We start from the raw sequence: 18,090 nt of genomic DNA, 5'->3' as shown, positions 1-18,090 counted from the left end.
CTCACCGCGGGCCCGCCCAGCGGAAGCCGCGCATGGGCACGTTCTCGATCGCGTCGAAGGCCGGGTCGACCTCGCGCAGCGCCTCGCGCAGCGTGGAGACGTGCTTGCGGACGTTGTCCCGCGTGCGGCCGCTCTTCACCACATCGAACAGATCCTCGTAGCTCACGACCTCCGGCGCACGCTGGTGCAGCGTGGCCAGGATGCGCTGCGCGGTGAGCGGCAGGTTGATGCGCTGCCCCTTCCAGAGCGGGCTGCGCTGCCACAGCGGGTCCAGCTGCAGAGCCGTGGCGGTGTCCGGCACGGGGCTCGGCGCGCGGGCGCGGGCGGCGCGCAGGATGTCGAGGAAGGTCTCGGTGAACTCGGCCTCGTCGAAGCTCGTCTTCTGCAGGTAGTCCCAGGCATCGAGCGCCTTCATGATGCCGCGGTAGATGGCCGCCGGCATGGCCGAGACCACCAGCACCGGCGTGCCCTGGTGCAGCTTGTTGATCGCGTTGATGAGGGCGACGCCGGCATGGCGCTCGCGGCCCAGCTCGATGTCCAGCACCACCATGGCGTAGGACTCGCGGGCCAGCGCGGCCTCGGCGCTGTCGCGGTCGAACCACTGGTCCACCTGCAGCTCGGGGCGGGCGGCGCGGATCCAGCCGGCCAGCTGCTCGCTGGTCGGGCGGTCGTCCTCGATGACGGCGACTTTGTTCATGCGCCCGATTATCGGCAGGGCCCGGCGGCGCCCCCTGTGAAGCTTTCTTCCGCGCCGTGAGCACACTGCCCCGCCGCCGCCCTGGCGCCCTCCGCCCCCGTCGCCGAACACTGCAGACATCGATCCACACAGGGCCCCGACCCTGATCCGCACCAGGAGCTGCACCATGAACGAGCACACCCCCGGCACCGACCACCGCGCCGACGACGACGCGCTGAACACCCGTTTCGTCGAGGACTACGAGGCCGCCGCCGCCCATGAAGGCGCGAAGCCCGCCCTGGGCGCCCGCCTGCTGCGCCATGCCCCGCTGCTGCTGGCCCTGGGCGTGAGCATCGCCGCCGTGACGGCCCTGGCGCTGCACCCGCCCTTCTATCCCGTGCCTCGCGGCGAGGTCGCGCTGCGCACCAACACGCTCACCGGCGGCGTGACCCAGGCCCGCGACGGCAGCCTGTTTCGCCTGCCCGGCCTCCACGAGATCCGCACCCTGCCCCAGCAGGACCGCAGCTACCAGCCCACCGCCTTCGCCCGCGCCGACGGCCCGGCACCGCTGCAGTCGGTGGAAGGCCTCTCCCTCGGAATGGCGCTGACCCTGCGCTGGGGCGTCGACCAGACCCGCCTGCCGCAGCTGGCCCGCAGCCTGCCCGACCACATCGAGCGCGAGCTGATCGACCCCGTGCTGCAGGGCGTGATCTACCGCCAGATCGCCAGCCACACGGTGCGCGAGATCTTCTCCAGCCAGCGCGCCGAGATCCAGCAGGCTCTGGAAACCGAGCTGCGCAAGAAGCTGGCCGCCGACGGCATCGTGCTGCACAGCGTGCAGATCGGCAATGTGGACCTGCCGCAGGAATACCGTGCCGGCCTGGAGAACCTGCTGGCCGAAGGCCTGGCCACCGAGAAGATGCGCTACACGCTCGAGCAGCAGGAGAAGAAGGTCAAGCAGACCGAGCTGGAGGCCGCCGCCGACAAGATCCGCCGCGAGACCGCCGCCGAGGCCGCCGGCCGCGAGCAGGTCATCGCCGCCAAGGCCCAGGAGGAGGCGATGAAGCACGTGCTGCCCTTCAAGCAGCGCCAGGTCGAGCAGCGGCAGCTGGAGGCCGAGGCCGAGCGCGTGGCCCGCGTGCGCATGGCCGAGGGCTCGGCGCAGGCGCGCGGCATCGAGGCCGAAGGGGAAGCCAAGGCCCGCGAGAAGCTGGCCGACGCCGAGGCCTACCGCCAGGGCCGCCTGGGCAAGGTGAGCCTGGAGCAGATGTCCGCCGAGGGCGCGCTCCTGAGCCAGCACCCGCTGCTGATCCAGAAGGCCATGGCCGACAAGCTCTCGGACAAGGTGCAGGTCATCATCGCCCCGCCCCCGGCCGATGGCGGCTTCATCGGCAAGACCCTGCTCGGCGGCAAGGCCGAGACGCGGGCCCGCGTGAAGCGCGAGGACGCTCAGACCGAAGGCGGCGAATGAGCCGGCCCAGCGACTGAACACCCCCCACACAGGAACGATCGATCATGCGAACGACGCTCACCACCGCCGCCCTGGCCGCCGCCGCCGCCCTGCTGCAGCCCCCGCACGCCCACGCCGCCACGGCCCTGGTGCTGCAGGACCAGGCCGCCCTGCGCGCCGCCGCCCGCGACGCCGCCCCCTCGCAGGCCGCCCTGTGGCGCGGCGAGGCGGTGGAGATCCGCGGCGAGCGGCTCGACTACTACCAAGTCTACGACTACCGCCGCGAGCGCGGTGGCTTCGTCCGCAAGGGTCAGGTCTTGCCCCTGGACGGCCCGGCCGCCGAGCCCGCCGCGCTGCTGGCCGCCCTGCGCCTGGTGCGCCTGCAGCCGGGGGCGGAGTCCCTGGGCCTGGGCCTCGCCGCGGCCTATGTGCAGCAGGCCCGCGCCGAGCAGATGGCGGGCCCCGGTGGCGTCGAGGCGCTCGACGCGCTGGGCACGCTGGCCGAACGGCTGGCCGACCGCGCCTCGCGCAGCAATGCCGCCCGGCTCGACACCCCGCAAACCTCGACGGACACGCAGCTCGCCGCGCAGCTGGACGTGGCGGCGCGCTACGGCCTGAAGTTCCAGAGCTTCGAGCGGGAGGCCGGCAGCCTGCAGATCTGCTACGAGGGCGAGGTCTTCCGCCGCGTGCTGGCCCTGCCCGCCAGCACGCCCGAGCAGCAGGTGCGCGCCGCCCTGGCCCTGACGCGGGGCGACTGTCAGAACCCCGCCGCCACGCCTGCGCAGAAGCTGCAGCGGGACCTGTGGCGGGCCGACATCCTGGGGCGCGTGCAGGCCCCCGGCCTGGCGCCGATCTGGCGCAACCGCCTGGCGATGCGGCAGGCCGGCGTCTGGAGCAGCCTCGCCTACGCGCTGGCCCGCCAGCCCGATGCGGCGGCCGCCACGCCCTCACAGGCCGCGAGTGCGCGCGCCCTGCAGGCCCTCGCGCGCCTGCAAGCCGCCGAACTGGCCGATGAGGACCAGCCGCTGGCCAACGACGCCGCCATGCGCGTGAACGCCGTGCGCTGGCAGGCCCTGCCCGCCGGCAACGCGCCGATGAGCTGGCGCCGGGGCAACGACGAGTTGCAGTTGCGCGTGGTGCCTGGGGCCGACGGCGACCAGTGCCTGCTGCTGCAGTCCGCCAAGGCGAAGGAGGCCCTGCTGCGCCACTGCAGCTACGGCCTGATCCAGACGGCCTCCTTCAGCGTCAACCGCGAGGGCAACGCCGCCGTGCTGGCAGTGCAGCCGACCGAGTCCTGGCGCGAGCTGTGGGTGCTGCGCGCCACGCCGCAGGGCTGGCGCCTGGACGTCCTGCCCCCGGCCGCCGCCAATCCGGGCCTGGGCTATGCCGAGTTCGCCGGCTGGGTGCCCGGCGGCCAGCAGCTGCTGATGGTGCGCGAGTCCCGCGCCGAGGGCCGCTACAGCGCCCGCAGCTTCGAGGTCGTGGACCTGCCGACGCTCGCGGTGCAGCGCCGCAGCGGCGAGGCCCAGCAGCTGGGCCCCTTCCAACGCTGGGCGGACGCCGGGTGGAAGACGGGGAGCCTGAGCCTGCGCTGAGGGTCAGGGCAAGACCTGCCCCTCGCCCACCAGGCGCCCGCCCTGGAACATCTGGAACTGCCGGCGGTCGTCGCGCAGCTTCAGGGCGTCCAGGCAGCTGACGGAGGCCTCGGCGGTCTCGCCGGGCTTGAGCTCGCCGCCGACGCCGGGCGGGATGCTCAGCGCGCAGGTCGTGCCCGCGGGATGGTCGGGGAAGCGCAGCTGGGGCCGGTAGCCGGTGTAGACCGGCGTGTCGCGTCCCTGGCTGAACCCCATCGGCAGCAGGCGCACCTGCACGCGCAGCGGCGCCTGGGCCTCGACGTGGATCCAGGGGAGCGCGGCGGCGCTGGCGCCGTCGGCTGGCGCGGAGGCGGCGGGGGAGGCGTGGGCCAGGGACGGCGCGGCCATCGACAGGCCGCAGAGGCCGAGGAACAGGGACTTCAGCATGAGGTAGGCACACAGGGGAGGCGGGACACCGGCGCCCCGCAAGGCCGGGGCTGCCGCGCCGGGATTGTGGCAGCGCCCCGGGTCGGCCCCTCAGCGCCGCTGCCGGTCGTTCGGCTTGTGCCCGATCAGCTTCACCAGCACCTGGCGCAGGCGGTTGGCGTCGATGGGCTTGGTGAGGAACTCGTTCATGCCGGCCTCCAGCGCCTCGTCCCGCTCGGAGACGAGCGCCGCGGCGGTCAGGGCCACGATGGGCAGCTGGTCCGCGGGGAAGCGGCGACGGATCTCCCGGGTGGCCTCGTGGCCGCTCATCACGGGCATCTGCACATCCATCAGCACGACGTCGAAGGGCTTGCCCATGCTGGCCGCCGCGTGAATGGCCTCGATGGCCTGCTGGCCGTCGCTCGCCTGCGAGACCTCCAGGCCCCACTGCTCCAGCAGCGCCACGGCGATCATCATGTTGACGGGGTTGTCCTCGACCATCAGCACGCGCAGGCCGTCGAGGTCGGCGTTGTCACGGGCCTCGCGCGGCTGGGACGACAGCGTGCTCGCCGCCGCCACCAGCGGCAGCTCGGCCCAGAAGGTGGAGCCACGCCCGGTCTCGGACTGCACGCCGACCTCGCCGCCCATCAGGTGGGCCAGCTCGCGGCAGATGGACAGGCCGAGGCCGGTGCCGCCGTAGCGCCGCGTGGTGGACTCGTCCGCCTGCGTGAAGGGCTGGAAGAGGCGGGCCTGCACCTCGGGCGTGATGCCGGGGCCGGTGTCGGTGACCTCGATGCGCAGGCGCTCGTCGTCGACCTTCGCCACGCGGACCGAGACCGAGCCGCTCTCGGTGAACTTCAGCGCGTTGGTCAGGTAATTGGAGAGAATCTGGCGCGTGCGCACCGGGTCCCCCACCACCCAGCCCGGCACGTCCTCCTCGACGTCGATACGGAAGGCGAGGCCGCGGACCTGGGCCAGCGTGATGTAGGCCATGCGCATGGTGGCGAGCATGTCGCGCAGCGCGAAGGGCTGGGACTCCAGCGTGAGGCGGCCGGCCTCGATCTTGGAGAGGTCCAGGATGTCGGCGATCAGGCCGGAGAGGCTCTCGGCACTGTCCAGCATCTGGTCGAGGTAGTGGCGGCGGGTCTCGTCATCGAGGTCCGGCTGCTGCAGCAGGCGCGCGAGGCCCACCACGCCGTTGAGCGGCGTGCGGATCTCGTGGCTGGTGTTGGCGAGGAAGGCGCTCTTGGCGCGGCTCGCGGCCTGGGCCTCGTCCTTGGCCTGGGCCAGCGCGGCCTCGACGCGGCGCTTCTCGGTGACGTCCTCCAGGATCCAGATGGTGCCGCCGCGGCTCGGGTGGTCCGGGTCCACGGCGCGGGCCAGGAGGCGGCACAGGAAGGTGCTGCCGTCCTTGCGGGCCATCATGCGTTCCGTCTCGACCTGCTCGCCCGCGGCCAGGCGCGGGCCCATCTCGCGGCCGGCGCTGCGGTAGTCCTCGTCGGTGGCCCACACCACGCGGCCGGGCTGCCCGATGAGGCTGCCGTCGGGCCAGCCGAACATCTCCTCCACCGCGCGATTGACCTGCACGAAATGCTGGTCGCGCGTGAGCGTGATGCCGATGGAGGCGTTCTCGAGGATGGCCGCGTGGATGAGCCGCGTGCGCTCGGACTCCGACACGTCGCGCGCGTTGATCACGAGGTAGGCCTGCCCGTCCATCTGGAAGGGCGCGGCCGACATCACCATCGAGATCAGCTCGCCGCTCTTGCTCTTGAAGGCCGCCGGCATGTCGTTCACGCGGCCGTGCTGCTGCACGCCGTCGACCAGGCGCTGGCGGTCCTCGGGGTGGTGCCAGACCCCCAGCTCGTCGGCCGTGCGCCCGAGCACCTCCTCGGCCTTGTAGCCGGAGAGCTCCTCGAAGGTCTTGTTGACCATGGCATAGCGCCCGGTGGCGATCTCGGTCAGCGTGATCACGTCCGGGCTCGTGGCCACCAGGTGGGACAGCAGCCCCTCGGAGCGGCGCAGCGCCTCCTGCGCGCGCGAGGCCTCGGTCTGGTCGATGAAGAAGGACAGCGTGGCCGGGCCGCTGGCGGCGTCCACCCGCACGCTCGTGACCTGCACGAGGCGGCGGCGGCGCGAGAGCGTGCGCAGCTTGAATTCGGCCATGGGCAGGATGGCGCCCACGGGCATGGACTCGATCTTGGCGGCGCGCTCGCGGGCGCGCTCGTCCTCGCCGGATTCGTAGTGGGTGAAGAGGTCCTGGCCGATCATGCTCGAGCGCTGCGTGTAGCCGAACATGGCCATGGCCGCGGGGTTGGCGTCGAGCACGCGGCCCCAGCGGTGCAGCACCAGCGGCGAGGGCGAGCGGCGGAAGAGCTCGCGGTAGCGCGCCTCGGTGGCCACGATGGCCTGCTCGGCCTGGACCTCGTCGGTCACGTCGCGGCCCACGCCCCAGTAGCCGCGGAAGTTGCCCGCCGCATCGAAGCGCGGCTCGCCGCTGACCGAGACGTAGCGCAGCAGCCCGTCCTCGCCGCGGCGGCGCGCCACCATGCCGCGGAAGGGGCGGTGGGCTTCCAGATCGGCGCGGTGGGCGTCCATGTCCTCGTCGCCCAGCCCCTGGGCCTGGTCGACCTCCCAGGGCGTCTTGCCGATGCGCTGGTTCAGGTCCAGGCCCGACTGGCCGGGGATGTTCTCGGCCATGTGGGTGAAGCGGAAGTCGCGATCCATCTCCCAGTACCAGTCGGCCGCCATGGACAGCAGATGGCGGAAGCGGGCGTTGCGCTCGCTGGCCTCGCGCATGGAGCGGCGCACCAGGCGCAGCGTGCCCATGCCCACGACGAGACCGGTGCTCAGCAGCACGAGCTGCGTGATGAGCTGGGCCGAGACGCTGGAGCCCAGCGACACGGCGGGCAGCCGGCCGTTCGCCTCCAGCCAGGCCATGGCCAGCAGGCACAGGGTCCCGACACCAAAGAGCCAGAGCCCGGCGGTCAGGCCCGTCACCGCGGTGCCGAGCGCGACCATGAGCGCCAGCACGCCCAGGCCGGGGGAGCCCAGGCCCGCGCCGCGCGACCACGCGAGCGCCAGGCCCATGGTCATCACCAGGCTCATCAGCAGCATGACGCCCGGCTTGGCCTTCTCCCGCGGCAGGCGCAGGTAGAAGCCCGTGCCGACCAGGCACACGAGGCCGGCCAGCAGCGGCGGCAGCAGGCCGGCGCAGGGCTCGCCCTCGCGGACGGTGGCGGCCAGCAGCAGCGTGACGAGTCCGCCGATCAGTGCGGAGGCGCCCAGCAGCATGCGCACCGAGCGCCAGCGCAGGCCCCGCTCCAGGGCCAGGCGGCGCTCGTCCAGCGACATTTCCTGGCCGACCAGGCTGCTGAGATCGTCGAGGGCGTCCTTGCTCACTTTGACTAGACCGGCGTGCTCCAGGGGCGCCGGCCCCACCGCGGGGTCACGCCAGGGGGTGAGTCTCGGTCACGGCGAGCCGGCTGACCAGCGGATCGGGCCGGCAAATGCGGCCCGTGCCTCACGCGCGCCGGGGGAGCGAGAAGGAATGCGCAGGCGCAGGCCTGCGGCGGGCTCAGCCGCGGGCGGCGTTGAGCTGCTCGCGTGTCGCCAGCGCCACGCGGCGGGCGGCGGCGGCGAAGTCCTCGCCGCTGCTGGCATACAGCACGGCGCGGGAGGAGTTCACGATGATCGGCGCCGTGCTGCCCTCGGCCGTGCCGCGCCAGCCCGCGCGCACCGTGGCCACGGCGTCGCCGCCCTGGGCGCCCACGCCGGGAATCAGCAGCGGCAGCGTCGGGGCGATCTCGCGCACCCGGGCGATCTCCTCGGGGAAGGTCGCGCCCACCACGAGGCCCAGCTGGCCGGTCTTGTTCCACTCGGTCTGCGCCAGGTGGGCGAGGTGCTCGTACAGGCGCGGCTGGCCGGGGATGTCGGCCAGGCGCTGGTTCTGCCAGTCGCTGCCGCCGGGATTGGAGGTGCGGCACAGCACGATCACGCCCTTGTCGGCATAGCGCAGGAAGGGCTCGATCGTGTCGAAGCCCATGAAGGGCGACAGCGTCACGGCATCCGCCTGGTAGCGCACGAAGGCCTCGCGGGCGTACTGCTCGGCGGTGGAGCCGATGTCCCCGCGCTTGGCGTCCAGGATCACCGGCACCTGCGGCGCCACGCGCTTGATGTGGGCCATCAGGCGCTCCAGCTGGTCCTCGGCACGGTGGGCGGCGAAGTAGGCGATCTGGGGCTTGAAGGCGCTCACCAGGTCCTTGGTGGCGTCGACGATGGCGCTGCAGAAGTCGAAGATGCGACCGGCGTCGCCCTTCCAGGCGCCCGGGAACTTGGCCGGTTCCGGATCCAGCCCCACGCAGAGCATCGACTGGTTGAGGCGTTCGGCGGCGTGGAGTTGCTGGAGGAAGGTCATGGATCGCACCCCTGAGCGGGCTGGGCTGGTGAAGGTGCCGTATTGTCTCGCTTCTGGGCGGACATCCGCCGCCCTCGCCCGCTTGCCCACCCCGGAGCCCCGACGATGCAGATTCTGGAGACCGAACGCCTGCGCCTGCGCTGGTTCGACGACCGCGACGTGCCCTTCATCCTGGGCCTGATCAATGAGCCCTCGTGGAAGGCCAACATCGCCGACCCGGGCGTCAGCACGCCCGAGCAGGCCCGCCAGTGGATGCGGGACCGTCTGCTGAGCCGCTACTGGACGCAGGGGCACGGCTTCTGGTGCGTGGAGCGCAAGTCCGACGGCGAAGCGCTCGGCCTGTGCGGCCTGATCCATCGCGACGGGCTGCCGGAGCCGGACCTCGGCTACGGCCTCGCCGAACGCCACTGGGGCCGGGGCTACGCCCGCGAGGCCGCCGCCGCGTCCCTGCGCTATGCCCACGAGGTACTCGGCCTTCGCCACCTGCTGGCCACCACCGCGCCGCACAACGACAGCTCCGGCCGCGTGCTGATGGACATCGGCTTCCAGGACCTGGGCCTGCAGCAGACGGAGGCGCACGAGGGGCTCTCCCGCGTCTACGAATGGAAGGCTCCGGGCGAGGCCGGCACCGACGTGCAGCAGATCGAGGCCCTGGTGCGGCGCTTCCTCGGCGCCTTCGACAACCGCGCCGGGCGCATCCCCACCGTCGCGGCGCTGCCGCACTGGCTCCTACCGGACGCCCGCGTCGTGCTGCGCAGCGGCGACACCCTCACGAGCATGGACCCGCGCCAGTTCATCGAGCCGCGCGCCCAGTGGCTGGCCGACGGCACGCTGCGGGAGTTCCACGAAGAGGCCGAGGCCCTGCACATCGAGCAGGAAGGCGGGCTGGCGCAGGTCCGGCTGCACTACGCCAAGGCCGGCCTCCGCGAGGGCCAGGCCTTCGAGGGGCGCGGCCGCAAGCTGCTGTCCTGCGTGAAGACGGCCCGGGGCTGGAAGATCGCGGCCGTGCTGTGGGAGGACGCGCCCGCCTGAGCGCCGCCCTTCAGGCCGGGCTCGCCCGCCGCTCGCGGGCCAGCTCCTGCGCCAGGGCCGGCGCATGCCGCGTGAGCCACCCCACCGCGCCCTGCTCGCGCGCCAGCGCACAGGCCTCCGAGGCCAGCGCCTGCGCCCGGCTCCAGTCGCCCGCGCGGCGCTCGCAGTCGGACAGCAGCATCAGCAGGCCGGGGCGGCAGTAGTGGTCCTCGTCCTCGAGGGCATCGGGCAAGGCCTGGTGGAGCAGCTTGAGCGCCAGCTCGTGCTGCTTGAGCAGCTCCAGCGTGCTGGCCAGGATCCAGCGGGCCGTGCTGCGGCCGGCCTTGTAGGCCCGGTCGGCCTGCTCGGCGGCCTGGAGCACCTGGGCGGCCACCTCCGCATGGCCGGTGCGCACACGGGCCCAGGCCAGGAAGAGCCCGTTCATGCCCTGCCACAGCGGGTAGCCCAGGCGCGTGGCCAGCGCCAGCGCCTCGCCGGCATGGCGCAGCACCGGGTGCGGCCGGCCGCGCGTCCAGTTCATGGCCGCCGCGAAGGTCAGCATGAAGCACAGCCCGTGGTTGCGACCTTCCTGGCGGGCCAGCGCCAGGCCCTGCTCCACGGCGGCGTCGGCCCCGGCGCCATCGCCGCAGAACCACAGGGTCCAGCAGTGAAAGGCCAGCAGCAGCACGCCGGCGTCATCGCCCAGGTGCTGGCGGCGCGCCTCGGCGTCGAGGCCGGGCAGCAGTGCCAGGCCCTGCAGCTGGCAGTGGCGGGCCTCCTCGAAGCGGCCGCGCCAGAAGAGCGAATTGCCCAGCGCGAAGCAGGCGGTGAGGCGCTCGGCATCGGTCAGCGCCTCCTGCTCCAGCTGGCGCGCGACGCGCAGGCCGCCGCTCTCGCCCTGGGAGCCGGCACCCATGTAGAGCCGGCTCAGGGCCACGAAGCGCAGGCGCGCCGGTGCGGACTCGGCGGCGTCCTCGTCGGGTGCCGCGGCCAGCAGCTGCCGGCACAGGCGGTGCGCCTCGGCGGAGCCGTAGCCCTCATGCATCTGCAGGGCGCGGACGCGGTCCAGATCCAGGCGCCAGCGCGCGCGGGCATCGCCGCCCGGGTCGGCCACCGCGAGGCGCGACGCCTCCTCCAGCGAGGCCTGCGCATCGGCGGCGAACTCCTGTAGCAGGGCCTGCTGCCCGGCCTCCCACCACGCCTGGCAGGCCGCCTGCAGGTGCCCGGCTCCCGCCAGATGGCGGGCCAGCAGCCCCGGGGCATCGCCCCGCCGGGCGCGCAGCTCGGCCAGGCGTGCGTGCCAGGGCCGGGTCTGGGCCGGCAGGGCGCCCTGGGCCGCCGCCTCGTGCAGCAGGGCGTGGCGGAAGCGGTAGACCCCGTCCCCCAGGGCCCGGGACTCGTCCTCCTGCACCACCAGCCGGCACTCCGCCGCCCGCTGCAGCGCCTGCGCCACCGCCGCGGCGGGCAGGGTCTCGGCCAGCAGTTCCGCCAGCAGCGCCGCGTCGAAGCGCGGGCCGATCAGGGCGGCGGCCTGCAGCACCGGCTTGTTGATGCCGAGACGGTCCAGCTCCGCCTGCATGAGGGCGACGATGCCGCCCCCCGCGGACGGCCGGCCTTCCAGCTCGCCCTGCACCATCGCCTCGATCAGCAGCGGAATGCCGGCCGCCGCCTCCAGGATGGACGCGCGCCGGGCGCTGCTGAGGCGCCCCTGCGCATCGAGCGCCTGCAGCAGCTGCTGCGCGGCCGGTGCCGTCAGGGGCTGGACGTCCATGCACACGGGATCGGCACCCGCGGACTCGAGCACCACCTCCGGCCGGCTGCTGACGAGGATGAGCAGGCGCTGCCGGTCCATCCAGGCGGCGTAGCGGGCCAGCAGCTCGCGCGTGGCCAGGTCGGCCCAGTGCAGGTCGTCGACCCACAGCAGCACGGGCTGGCGGGCGGAGAGGCGGTCGAGCCAGGCGAAGCAGGCATCGAACAGCGCCGGGCCGGGCACGACCTGACCCTGCAGCAGCTGCTGCAGGCGGGCCGGCAGCAGGGCTTGCGCCGTCGCCGGCAGGCGCTGCAGGCATTCGCGCAGTGGCGCCAGCGGCTGGTGCTGCCATTCGAGGCGACAGGACCAGGACAGGCGCAGGGCCGAGCTGCCCTCCAGTGAGCGCGCAAAGCTCGCGGCCAGGGTGGTCTTGCCGATGCCCGCCTCGCCCCGCAGGATGACCCAGGCCGGCTGCCCGCGGCAGGCGGCGAGCCAGTGCAGGCGCAGGTCCTGCAGCGGCAGCTCGCGGCCCAGGCAGGTGCGCGAGGGCAGCGCGGCCGGGTCCAGCCCGCGCAGCCCCAGCCAGCGCCGGGCGCCGGGATGGCCGTCGATCGCCGACGCGTCGCAGCGCACGCGGTCCGCCAGGCGCTCCACCGCGCCGGCGCCGAGCAGCAGCTCGCCAGGCCCTGCCCGCCCGGCCAGCGTGCGCAGGACCTCGGGTTGGCGGCTCATCAGCTGCCAGTGGCTCGCCTGGAAGCGCAGGCGCTCCGCCCCGCAGTCCAGCGCCAGCCCCGGCACCCCTGCGACCGGCGCGCCCGGGTCCGCCGGCCAGTGGCCCAGCAGGTCCTGCGCGGCCAGCAGCGCACGCCACTCGGGGGCCTCGCCCTCCGCCCGCAGCCCGAAGACCGCCAGCAGGCCGGCATCCGCACCGCTCAGGCAGCGGGCGCCCCAGCGCTGCATCTGCGCGCGGACGGCGTCCAGCTGCGCCGCCAGCGCGTGCCAGGCTTCGTCGGTGTCGGGCCCCGGCGGGGGATGGATCCACAGCAGCGCGAGGTGGCGGCGCTCCCAGCGGCTGGCCACCGCGGAGGCCGGCGCCGTCCCGGCGGGCGCGGGGCGCTCCGTGTCCACAAGGCGGCGCAGCTCCGGGCTGGCGCGATGCCCCAGCTCGCGCACCAGCAGCTGGTCCGTCTGCGCGAGCACCTGCTCGGCGCCGCGGCGGTCCCCCAGCTGCAGCAGCAGCTGGATGAGGCGGGCGGCGCTCGCCTCATCCAGCGGGTCCAGCGCCAGGGCCTGCCGTGCCGACCCCACGGCCGCCTCCAGCTGCCCGGCCGCGCGCTGCGCGTCGTGCAGCTGGCGCAGCAGGCCGCGGTGGCGGTCCCGCAGGCTCGCCGCGGCCTCGGCGCGCCAGGTCTCGAAGTCGGGGCATTCGGGCAGGCACAGGTCGGCCAGGAAGGGCTGGCCGGCCTGCGGCAGGCGGGCCAGGAGCTGCTGCCGGACCGCCTCGTCGGTGAGGTCCGGCACCGGCGCTGTCAGCAGGCAGGCATCGATGACGAGGCCCGGGTGCGCCTGCAGCATCAGCCGGTCCCGCTCCGCCCGCAGGCCCAGCGCCCCGCCGTCCTGCCCGAGCACCCGCTGCAGCGGCGACAGCACCTGGCGCAGGTTCGTCAGCGCGCGGGACTCCTCCAGCGCGGGCCACAGCATCGCCGCCAGCGTGCGCCGAGCGACCCACTGGTCCCGGTGCAGCGCCAGGAAGGCCAGCAGGGCGCGCCCCTTGGCGTAGCGCAGGGCGCCTGCTCCCTCCGGCAGGTCCAGGCGCATGGGGCCGTACAGGGTCAGCATCACGGGGGCGGCGTTCATCAGCGCGGCACTCTATCAGCGCCGATGGGCCTGCGGGCCCCGGCCGGTGCGCTCAGCGCGCCGCCCCCACGATCGGGCGGGCCCGCGCTGATACCGACCCGCTCACGTCCGGCTTACGGGCCCTCGATACGCTGCGCGCCATCCATCACAACCACTCGAGGGAATCTCCATGACGCCACGCTTCCTGATCCCCGCCGTGCTGAGCCTTGCCGCCAGCCTGCCCGGCCTCGCGCACGCCGATGTGCTGCTGAGCTTCAACCACCACAATGGCTGCCAGATGAACAAGGCCTGCCAGCAGGACGCCAGCATCGCGTCCTCCACGATCGGCGGCAATCTGCCGGCCTGGGCCTGGGCCTATGACTTCATCCCGAACAATCCGTGGTCCAAGGGCTACTACGAGGGCAACCGCACCAACCCGGTCTTCACGCTGGGCCTGAAGGCCGCGCAGGGCCTGCAGCTGACGGACTTCCGCTTCAGCATCAAGAACAATGACTGCCAGTACGGCGCCCCGGCGTCCTGCCGCGGTGCCAACTGGAAGCTGGTGAAGGTCGTCAACGGCATCGAGTTCACCGAGCCGCTGCTGGCCTTCAACTCCGGCCCGAAGTTTGCCGATCTGGACTTCGACGTGAAGATCGACCAGTGGCTGAACGCCGGCGATGTCTTCGACCTGAAGATGATCTACACCGGCGGCTTCAAGGACCGCACGGGCCAGTACTTCTTCCACGACCTGGCCCTCGACGGCAAGGCCCAGGTGGACGAGCCCCAGACCCTGGCGCTGCTGGCCCTGGGCGCCGTGGGCGTGGGTGTGGCGCGCCGCCGTCGCGCCTCGACCGCCGCCTGAGCGATCGCGGCCTGCCCCCCCGGATTCGAGGGGGCGGGCCACGCGGGGCCCGGCGCCCCATCTCGTGCATCCAGCCCGAAAGGAACCGCCATGGCCTCGTCCCTCTCAACGCACGCCGCGGCCCGCCCGCAGGCCCGAGGCGCCGCCCATGCCAGCCCCCACAGCCGGGCGGCCACGGCCTCGGGGGCAATGCCGCGCTCCGGCGTCATGGACTCCGCACGCATGGTCGCCCAGCGCCAGCGCCTGGCCGATGTGTCCGGCGCAGGCAGCGCCGTGGGCGGCGGGACGATCCAGCGCATGACCCACCCGTCGGCAGGCGGGCAGACGCCGGGGCATCCGACGCCGCCGGCCTCGACCCAAGGCTCGACCCACGGCTCGTCGTCCACGGACGAAGACACCGGGCGGCGCACGGGCGTCATTCACTACACGGGGGCCGCCGCGATGCCCAGGCCGCAGAGCCGGGATCCCGGCGCTTTCCTGAGCCGCGATCCCGAGGACTGAGCGAGCGCGTGGCGGCCAGGCTCCGCAAGACCTGACCCCACCCGGCGGCGCCCCGGACGGAAATCCGTCCATCGCACCGCCTGGCCGACGGATATCCGTCCGGAAGACCGCCCCGCCTGGCCGGCCGCGCCCGGTGTTGCGCGACAAATCAAGCACTTGGCGCATCCCGCGACGCCCATCTGACGATGGACTCAGGGTTTTCACCAGATGGCACGACCCCTGCATGACAGGCGCTCATGCCTTGCCGCCTCGTCTCCCTGCTGATCCTTGCGCTGCCGCTGCTGGCCCTCCAGCCCGGCAGGGCGCAGGCCGCCGGCAGCCCGGAGCGCGCGGCCAGCCCGCTGCTCGATCAGAGCGAGACCCTGCGCCGCATCGCCGCCACCGGCACCATCAACCTGGGCCACCGCGAGTCCTCGGTGCCCTTCTCCTACTACGACGCACGCCGCCAGGTCGTGGGCTACTCCCAGGACCTGATGCTCAAGGTGGTCGACGGCATCCGCCAGGAGCTGAAGCTGCCAGCGATCACGCAGCGCCTGGTGCCCGTCACCTCGCAGAACCGCATGTCCCTGGTGCAGAACGGCACCGTCGATCTGGAATGCGGCTCCACGTCCAACACACTGGCGCGCCAGAAGCACGTCGCCTTCTCGGTCTCGATCTTCATCGTCAGCACGCGCATGCTGGTGCGCCGCGACGCGCCGCTGCAGGAGTTCGCCGACCTCGCCGGCCGCCGCGCGGTGGTCACGGCGGGCACCACCTCCGAGCGCCTGCTGCGCGCCTGGAACGAGACCCACGGCGGCCGCATCCAGCTGCTCTCGGCGCGGGACCACGGCGAGGCCTTCCAGTCCCTGGAGACGGGCAAGGTCGACGCGCTGATGCTTGACGATGCCCTGCTGCTGGGCGAGCGCGCCAAGGCCGCACAGCCCGAGGACTGGCGCCTCACGGGCACGCCGATGAGCTCGGAGGTCTACGGCTGCATGCTGCGGCGCGACGACCCCGGCTTCAAGGCGCTGGTGGACCGCGAGCTGAGCCGCCTCATGCACAGCGGCGAGGCGCTCAAGATCTACCAGCGCTGGTTCCAGCGCCCCATCCCGCCCAAGGGACTGAACCTCAACTGGCCGCCCACCGAGGCCCTGCTGCAGCTCTACCGCCAGCCCTCGGACCGCGCCCTGCAATGAATCCCACGCCTTCCAAATCCCAAGAGACAGGACGCCCCATGAAGACCCGCATCCGCACCACGACCCTGGCCGCGCTGGCCGCACTGGCCACGCTGGCCGCCACCCCGGCCCGCGCCGAGGACACGCTCAAGAAGATCAAGGACAGCGCCAGCGTCACGCTGGGCGTGCGCGAGTCCAGCGGCGCGCTCTCCTACACCCTGGGCGACGGCAAGTACGTGGGCTACCACGTCGAGATCTGCCAGCGCATCGTCGGCGCCCTGCAGAAGCAGCTGGGCCTGGCCAAGCTGGACGTGAAGTACCAGCCGGTGACCTCGCAGAACCGCATTCCCCTGGTGCAGAACGGCACGGTGGACCTCGAGTGCGGCTCCACCACCAACAACCTGACCCGCCAGAAGGACGTGGCCTTCGCCGTGACGACCTTCGTCGAGGAAGTGCGCATCGCGGTCAAGGCGAACGCGGGCATCCACGCCATCGACCAGCTCGCCAACCGGACCGTGGCCACGACCACCGGCACGACCTCCGTGCAGACGCTGCGCAAGCACGAGCGCGCCACGGGCGTGGACTTCAAGGAAGTCTTCGGCAAGGACCACGCCGACAGCTTCCTGCTGCTGGAAAGCGGCCGCGCCGACGCCTTCGTGATGGACGGCTCGCTGCTGGCCGGCCTCATCGCCAAGTCCAAGAACCCGGCGGACTACAAGATCGTCGGCGAGGTGCTGTCCGTCGAGCCCATCGCCATCATGTTCCGCAAGGACGACCCTGCCTTCAAGAAGGCCGTGGACGACACCCTCGTGGCGATGATGAAATCCGGCGACGTCGCCAAGCTCTACGACAAGTGGCTGATGCAGCCCATCCCCCCGACCAACAGCCGCGTGGGCCTGCCGATGAGCGAGAACCTCAAGGCCGCGCTGGCCGCGCCCAATGACAAGCCCATGGAAGCCTACGCCAAGAAGTAAGCCCCGCGGCGCGGGGTGCAGCAAGACCTGGCCCCGCTGAAAGGACACCATGACATTCGAATGGCAGGAACTCTGGTGCAAGGACACCGTCGAAGGGACGGTCGTCCAGGGCTGCTTCGGCGAGCCCGGCACGCAGACCTATCTGGACTGGCTGCTCTCGGCCTGGGGCTGGACCCTGGCCGTCTCGGCCATCGGCCTCGTGATCGCGCTCGTGCTGGGCTCGCTCATGGGGGTGCTGCGCACCGGCCCCGGCCGCAAGCTCGCCTTCCTGGGCGAGGCCTGGACCGAGCTGTTCCGCAACATCCCGCTGATCGTGCAGCTCTTCCTGTGGTTCTTCGTGATCCCGGAGTTCATCCCGGTGCTCAAGAGCCTGCCGAGCTTCCTGATCGCGGCACTGGGCCTGGGCTTCTTCACCTCGGCCCGGATCTCCGAGCAGGTGCGCGCCGGCATCCAGAGCCTGCCGCGCGGGCAGCGGGCCGCCGGCCTGGCGCTGGGCCTGACGCTGCCCCAGACCTACCGCTTCGTGCTGCTGCCCGTGGCCTTCCGCATCATCGTGCCGCCGCTCACCAGCGAGGCCATGAGCATCGTCAAGAACAGCTCGGTGGCCTTCGCGCTGTCGGTGCTGGAGCTGACGCAGTTCGCGCGCCAGGTCGGTGAGGAGACCTCCCGCCCCACCGAGGTCTACGCCATGGTGACGCTGCTCTACTTCGTGTCCGCCTTCGCGGTCTACCTGCTCGCCGCCCTGATCGAACGCTGGGTGCGGGTGCCGGGTCTTGCCGGAGCAGGCCACAAATGAATCTCGACTTCTCCTTCCTGACCTTCGAGTTCCTGCGCGCCTTCATCGCGAAGGGCTTCATCTTCTCGATCCAGCTGACCCTGGTGGCCATGGTGGGCGGCATCCTGCTGGGCACCGTGCTGGCGCTGATGCGGCTGTCCAGCAAGCGCTGGCTCTCGGCCCCGGCCGCGGCCTACGTGAACCTGCTGCGCTCCATCCCGCTGGTGATGGTGATCCTGTGGTTCTTCCTGCTGGTGCCCCTGCTCACGGGGCCCATCAGCGCGGAGCTCTCGGCCTTCATCACCTTCACGCTGTTCGAGGCGGCCTACTACGCCGAGATCATGCGCGCCGGGGTGCAGAGCGTGCCCAAGGGCCAGACCTACGCGGCCTACGCCCTGGGCATGAACTACCGCCAGGCCATGGCCCTCGTGGTGCTGCCGCAGGCCTTCCGCAACATGCTGCCGGTGCTGCTCACGCAGACCATCATCCTCTTCCAGGACACCTCGCTCGTCTACGCCATCGGCGCCTACGACCTGCTCAAGGGCTTCGAGGTGGCCGGCCGCAACTTCAACCGCCCGGTGGAAACCTATCTGCTGGCCGCGGGCCTCTACTTCGTGATCTGCTTCAGCCTCTCCATGCTCGTGCGCCGGCTGCAGCGACGTATCCAAATCATCCGCTGAGGTCGAC

14 protein-coding genes are annotated in these 18,090 nt (G+C 72.5%); 9 read left to right on the top strand and 5 right to left on the bottom strand.

From position 1 onward, the window contains the following. Position 1: 1 nt before the first annotated feature. The gene (locus QRD43_RS04010; RefSeq protein WP_285981183.1) at positions 2-697 is read right to left on the bottom strand and encodes a response regulator transcription factor; all 696 of its coding nucleotides are present in this window, start codon (positions 695-697) and stop codon (positions 2-4) included. A 166-nt stretch (positions 698-863) separates the two neighbouring features. Between QRD43_RS04010 and QRD43_RS04005 the strand changes: the two genes are divergently transcribed. Next, positions 864-2,147 (top strand): SPFH domain-containing protein, encoded by a 1,284-nt coding sequence (locus tag QRD43_RS04005; RefSeq protein WP_285981182.1) that lies wholly within the window; start codon positions 864-866, stop codon positions 2,145-2,147. Positions 2,148-2,191: 44 nt separating this feature from the next. After that, on the top strand, positions 2,192-3,721 hold the full coding sequence (locus QRD43_RS04000; protein WP_285981181.1) for a hypothetical protein: 1,530 nt from the start codon (positions 2,192-2,194) through the stop codon (positions 3,719-3,721). A gap of 3 nt (positions 3,722-3,724) precedes the next feature. On the opposite strand, the gene QRD43_RS03995 is transcribed toward QRD43_RS04000, so the two are convergent. From QRD43_RS03995 to pyrF, 3 genes are all read right to left on the bottom strand, one after another. Further along, the gene (locus QRD43_RS03995; protein ID WP_285981180.1) at positions 3,725-4,147 is read right to left on the bottom strand and encodes a hypothetical protein; all 423 of its coding nucleotides are present in this window, start codon (positions 4,145-4,147) and stop codon (positions 3,725-3,727) included. A gap of 90 nt (positions 4,148-4,237) precedes the next feature. After that, positions 4,238-7,525, bottom strand: a complete 3,288-nt coding sequence (locus QRD43_RS03990; protein ID WP_285981179.1) for a PAS domain-containing hybrid sensor histidine kinase/response regulator — start codon at positions 7,523-7,525, stop codon at positions 4,238-4,240. 175 nt (positions 7,526-7,700) lie between these two features. Further along, positions 7,701-8,540: an orotidine-5'-phosphate decarboxylase gene (gene pyrF / locus QRD43_RS03985; protein WP_285981178.1), complete on the bottom strand. Its 840-nt coding sequence runs from the start codon at positions 8,538-8,540 to the stop codon at positions 7,701-7,703. A 105-nt stretch (positions 8,541-8,645) separates the two neighbouring features. Here pyrF and QRD43_RS03980 point away from each other — a divergent pair, with 105 nt between their 5' ends. Next, positions 8,646-9,572, top strand: a complete 927-nt coding sequence (locus tag QRD43_RS03980) for a GNAT family N-acetyltransferase (RefSeq protein WP_285981177.1) — start codon at positions 8,646-8,648, stop codon at positions 9,570-9,572. 10 nt (positions 9,573-9,582) lie between these two features. Here the strand turns inward: QRD43_RS03980 and QRD43_RS03975 are convergent, their stop codons facing one another. Next, complete coding sequence (locus QRD43_RS03975) at positions 9,583-13,158, bottom strand: AfsR/SARP family transcriptional regulator (RefSeq protein ID WP_285981176.1); 3,576 nt, start codon at positions 13,156-13,158, stop codon at positions 9,583-9,585. Between the two features lie 169 nt (positions 13,159-13,327). Between QRD43_RS03975 and QRD43_RS03970 the strand changes: the two genes are divergently transcribed. From QRD43_RS03970 to QRD43_RS03945, 6 genes are all read left to right on the top strand, one after another. Next, positions 13,328-13,999, top strand: a complete 672-nt coding sequence (locus tag QRD43_RS03970; RefSeq protein ID WP_285981175.1) for a PEP-CTERM sorting domain-containing protein — start codon at positions 13,328-13,330, stop codon at positions 13,997-13,999. A 90-nt stretch (positions 14,000-14,089) separates the two neighbouring features. Next, entirely contained in the window at positions 14,090-14,500 is a 411-nt protein-coding gene (locus QRD43_RS03965; RefSeq protein ID WP_285981174.1) for a hypothetical protein, read from the top strand. 236 nt (positions 14,501-14,736) lie between these two features. Further along, a complete protein-coding gene (locus tag QRD43_RS03960) occupies positions 14,737-15,675 on the top strand; it encodes a transporter substrate-binding domain-containing protein (RefSeq protein ID WP_285981173.1) in 939 nt (312 codons plus the stop codon). Between the two features lie 38 nt (positions 15,676-15,713). Further along, a complete protein-coding gene (locus tag QRD43_RS03955) occupies positions 15,714-16,628 on the top strand; it encodes an amino acid ABC transporter substrate-binding protein (protein ID WP_285981172.1) in 915 nt (304 codons plus the stop codon). Between the two features lie 49 nt (positions 16,629-16,677). Further along, positions 16,678-17,424, top strand: coding sequence for an amino acid ABC transporter permease (locus QRD43_RS03950; protein WP_285981171.1), 747 nt, complete (start codon positions 16,678-16,680; stop codon positions 17,422-17,424). Further along, complete coding sequence (locus QRD43_RS03945) at positions 17,421-18,083, top strand: amino acid ABC transporter permease (protein ID WP_285981170.1); 663 nt, start codon at positions 17,421-17,423, stop codon at positions 18,081-18,083. The genes QRD43_RS03950 and QRD43_RS03945 overlap by 4 nt, the downstream gene beginning before the upstream one ends. The last annotated feature ends 7 nt before the right edge of the window (positions 18,084-18,090 follow it).

Source organism: Roseateles subflavus (genome assembly GCF_030285365.1).
In the GTDB taxonomy this organism is placed as follows: Bacteria; Pseudomonadota; Gammaproteobacteria; order Burkholderiales; family Burkholderiaceae_C; genus Roseateles_B; species Roseateles_B subflavus.
The sequence above is the reverse complement of the archived record's forward strand: the minus strand, read 5'-3'. Positions and strand labels throughout refer to the sequence as shown.

Bases quoted from the DNA above. Each gene is read 5' to 3' on its own strand.
- QRD43_RS03995 (WP_285981180.1), bottom strand. From the start codon at position 4,147: ATGCTGAAGTCCCTGTTCCTCGGCCTCTGCGGCCTGTCGATGGCCGCG.
- pyrF (WP_285981178.1), bottom strand. From the start codon at position 8,540: ATGACCTTCCTCCAGCAACTCCACGCCGCCGAACGCCTCAACCAGTCG.
- QRD43_RS04005 (WP_285981182.1), top strand. From the start codon at position 864: ATGAACGAGCACACCCCCGGCACCGACCACCGCGCCGACGACGACGCG.
- QRD43_RS03955 (WP_285981172.1), top strand. From the start codon at position 15,714: ATGAAGACCCGCATCCGCACCACGACCCTGGCCGCGCTGGCCGCACTG.
- QRD43_RS04010 (WP_285981183.1), bottom strand. From the start codon at position 697: ATGAACAAAGTCGCCGTCATCGAGGACGACCGCCCGACCAGCGAGCAG.
- QRD43_RS03960 (WP_285981173.1), top strand. From the start codon at position 14,737: ATGCCTTGCCGCCTCGTCTCCCTGCTGATCCTTGCGCTGCCGCTGCTG.
- QRD43_RS03965 (WP_285981174.1), top strand. From the start codon at position 14,090: ATGGCCTCGTCCCTCTCAACGCACGCCGCGGCCCGCCCGCAGGCCCGA.
- QRD43_RS04000 (WP_285981181.1), top strand. From the start codon at position 2,192: ATGCGAACGACGCTCACCACCGCCGCCCTGGCCGCCGCCGCCGCCCTG.
- QRD43_RS03945 (WP_285981170.1), top strand. From the start codon at position 17,421: ATGAATCTCGACTTCTCCTTCCTGACCTTCGAGTTCCTGCGCGCCTTC.
- QRD43_RS03950 (WP_285981171.1), top strand. From the start codon at position 16,678: ATGACATTCGAATGGCAGGAACTCTGGTGCAAGGACACCGTCGAAGGG.
- QRD43_RS03980 (WP_285981177.1), top strand. From the start codon at position 8,646: ATGCAGATTCTGGAGACCGAACGCCTGCGCCTGCGCTGGTTCGACGAC.
- QRD43_RS03975 (WP_285981176.1), bottom strand. From the start codon at position 13,158: ATGAACGCCGCCCCCGTGATGCTGACCCTGTACGGCCCCATGCGCCTG.
- QRD43_RS03970 (WP_285981175.1), top strand. From the start codon at position 13,328: ATGACGCCACGCTTCCTGATCCCCGCCGTGCTGAGCCTTGCCGCCAGC.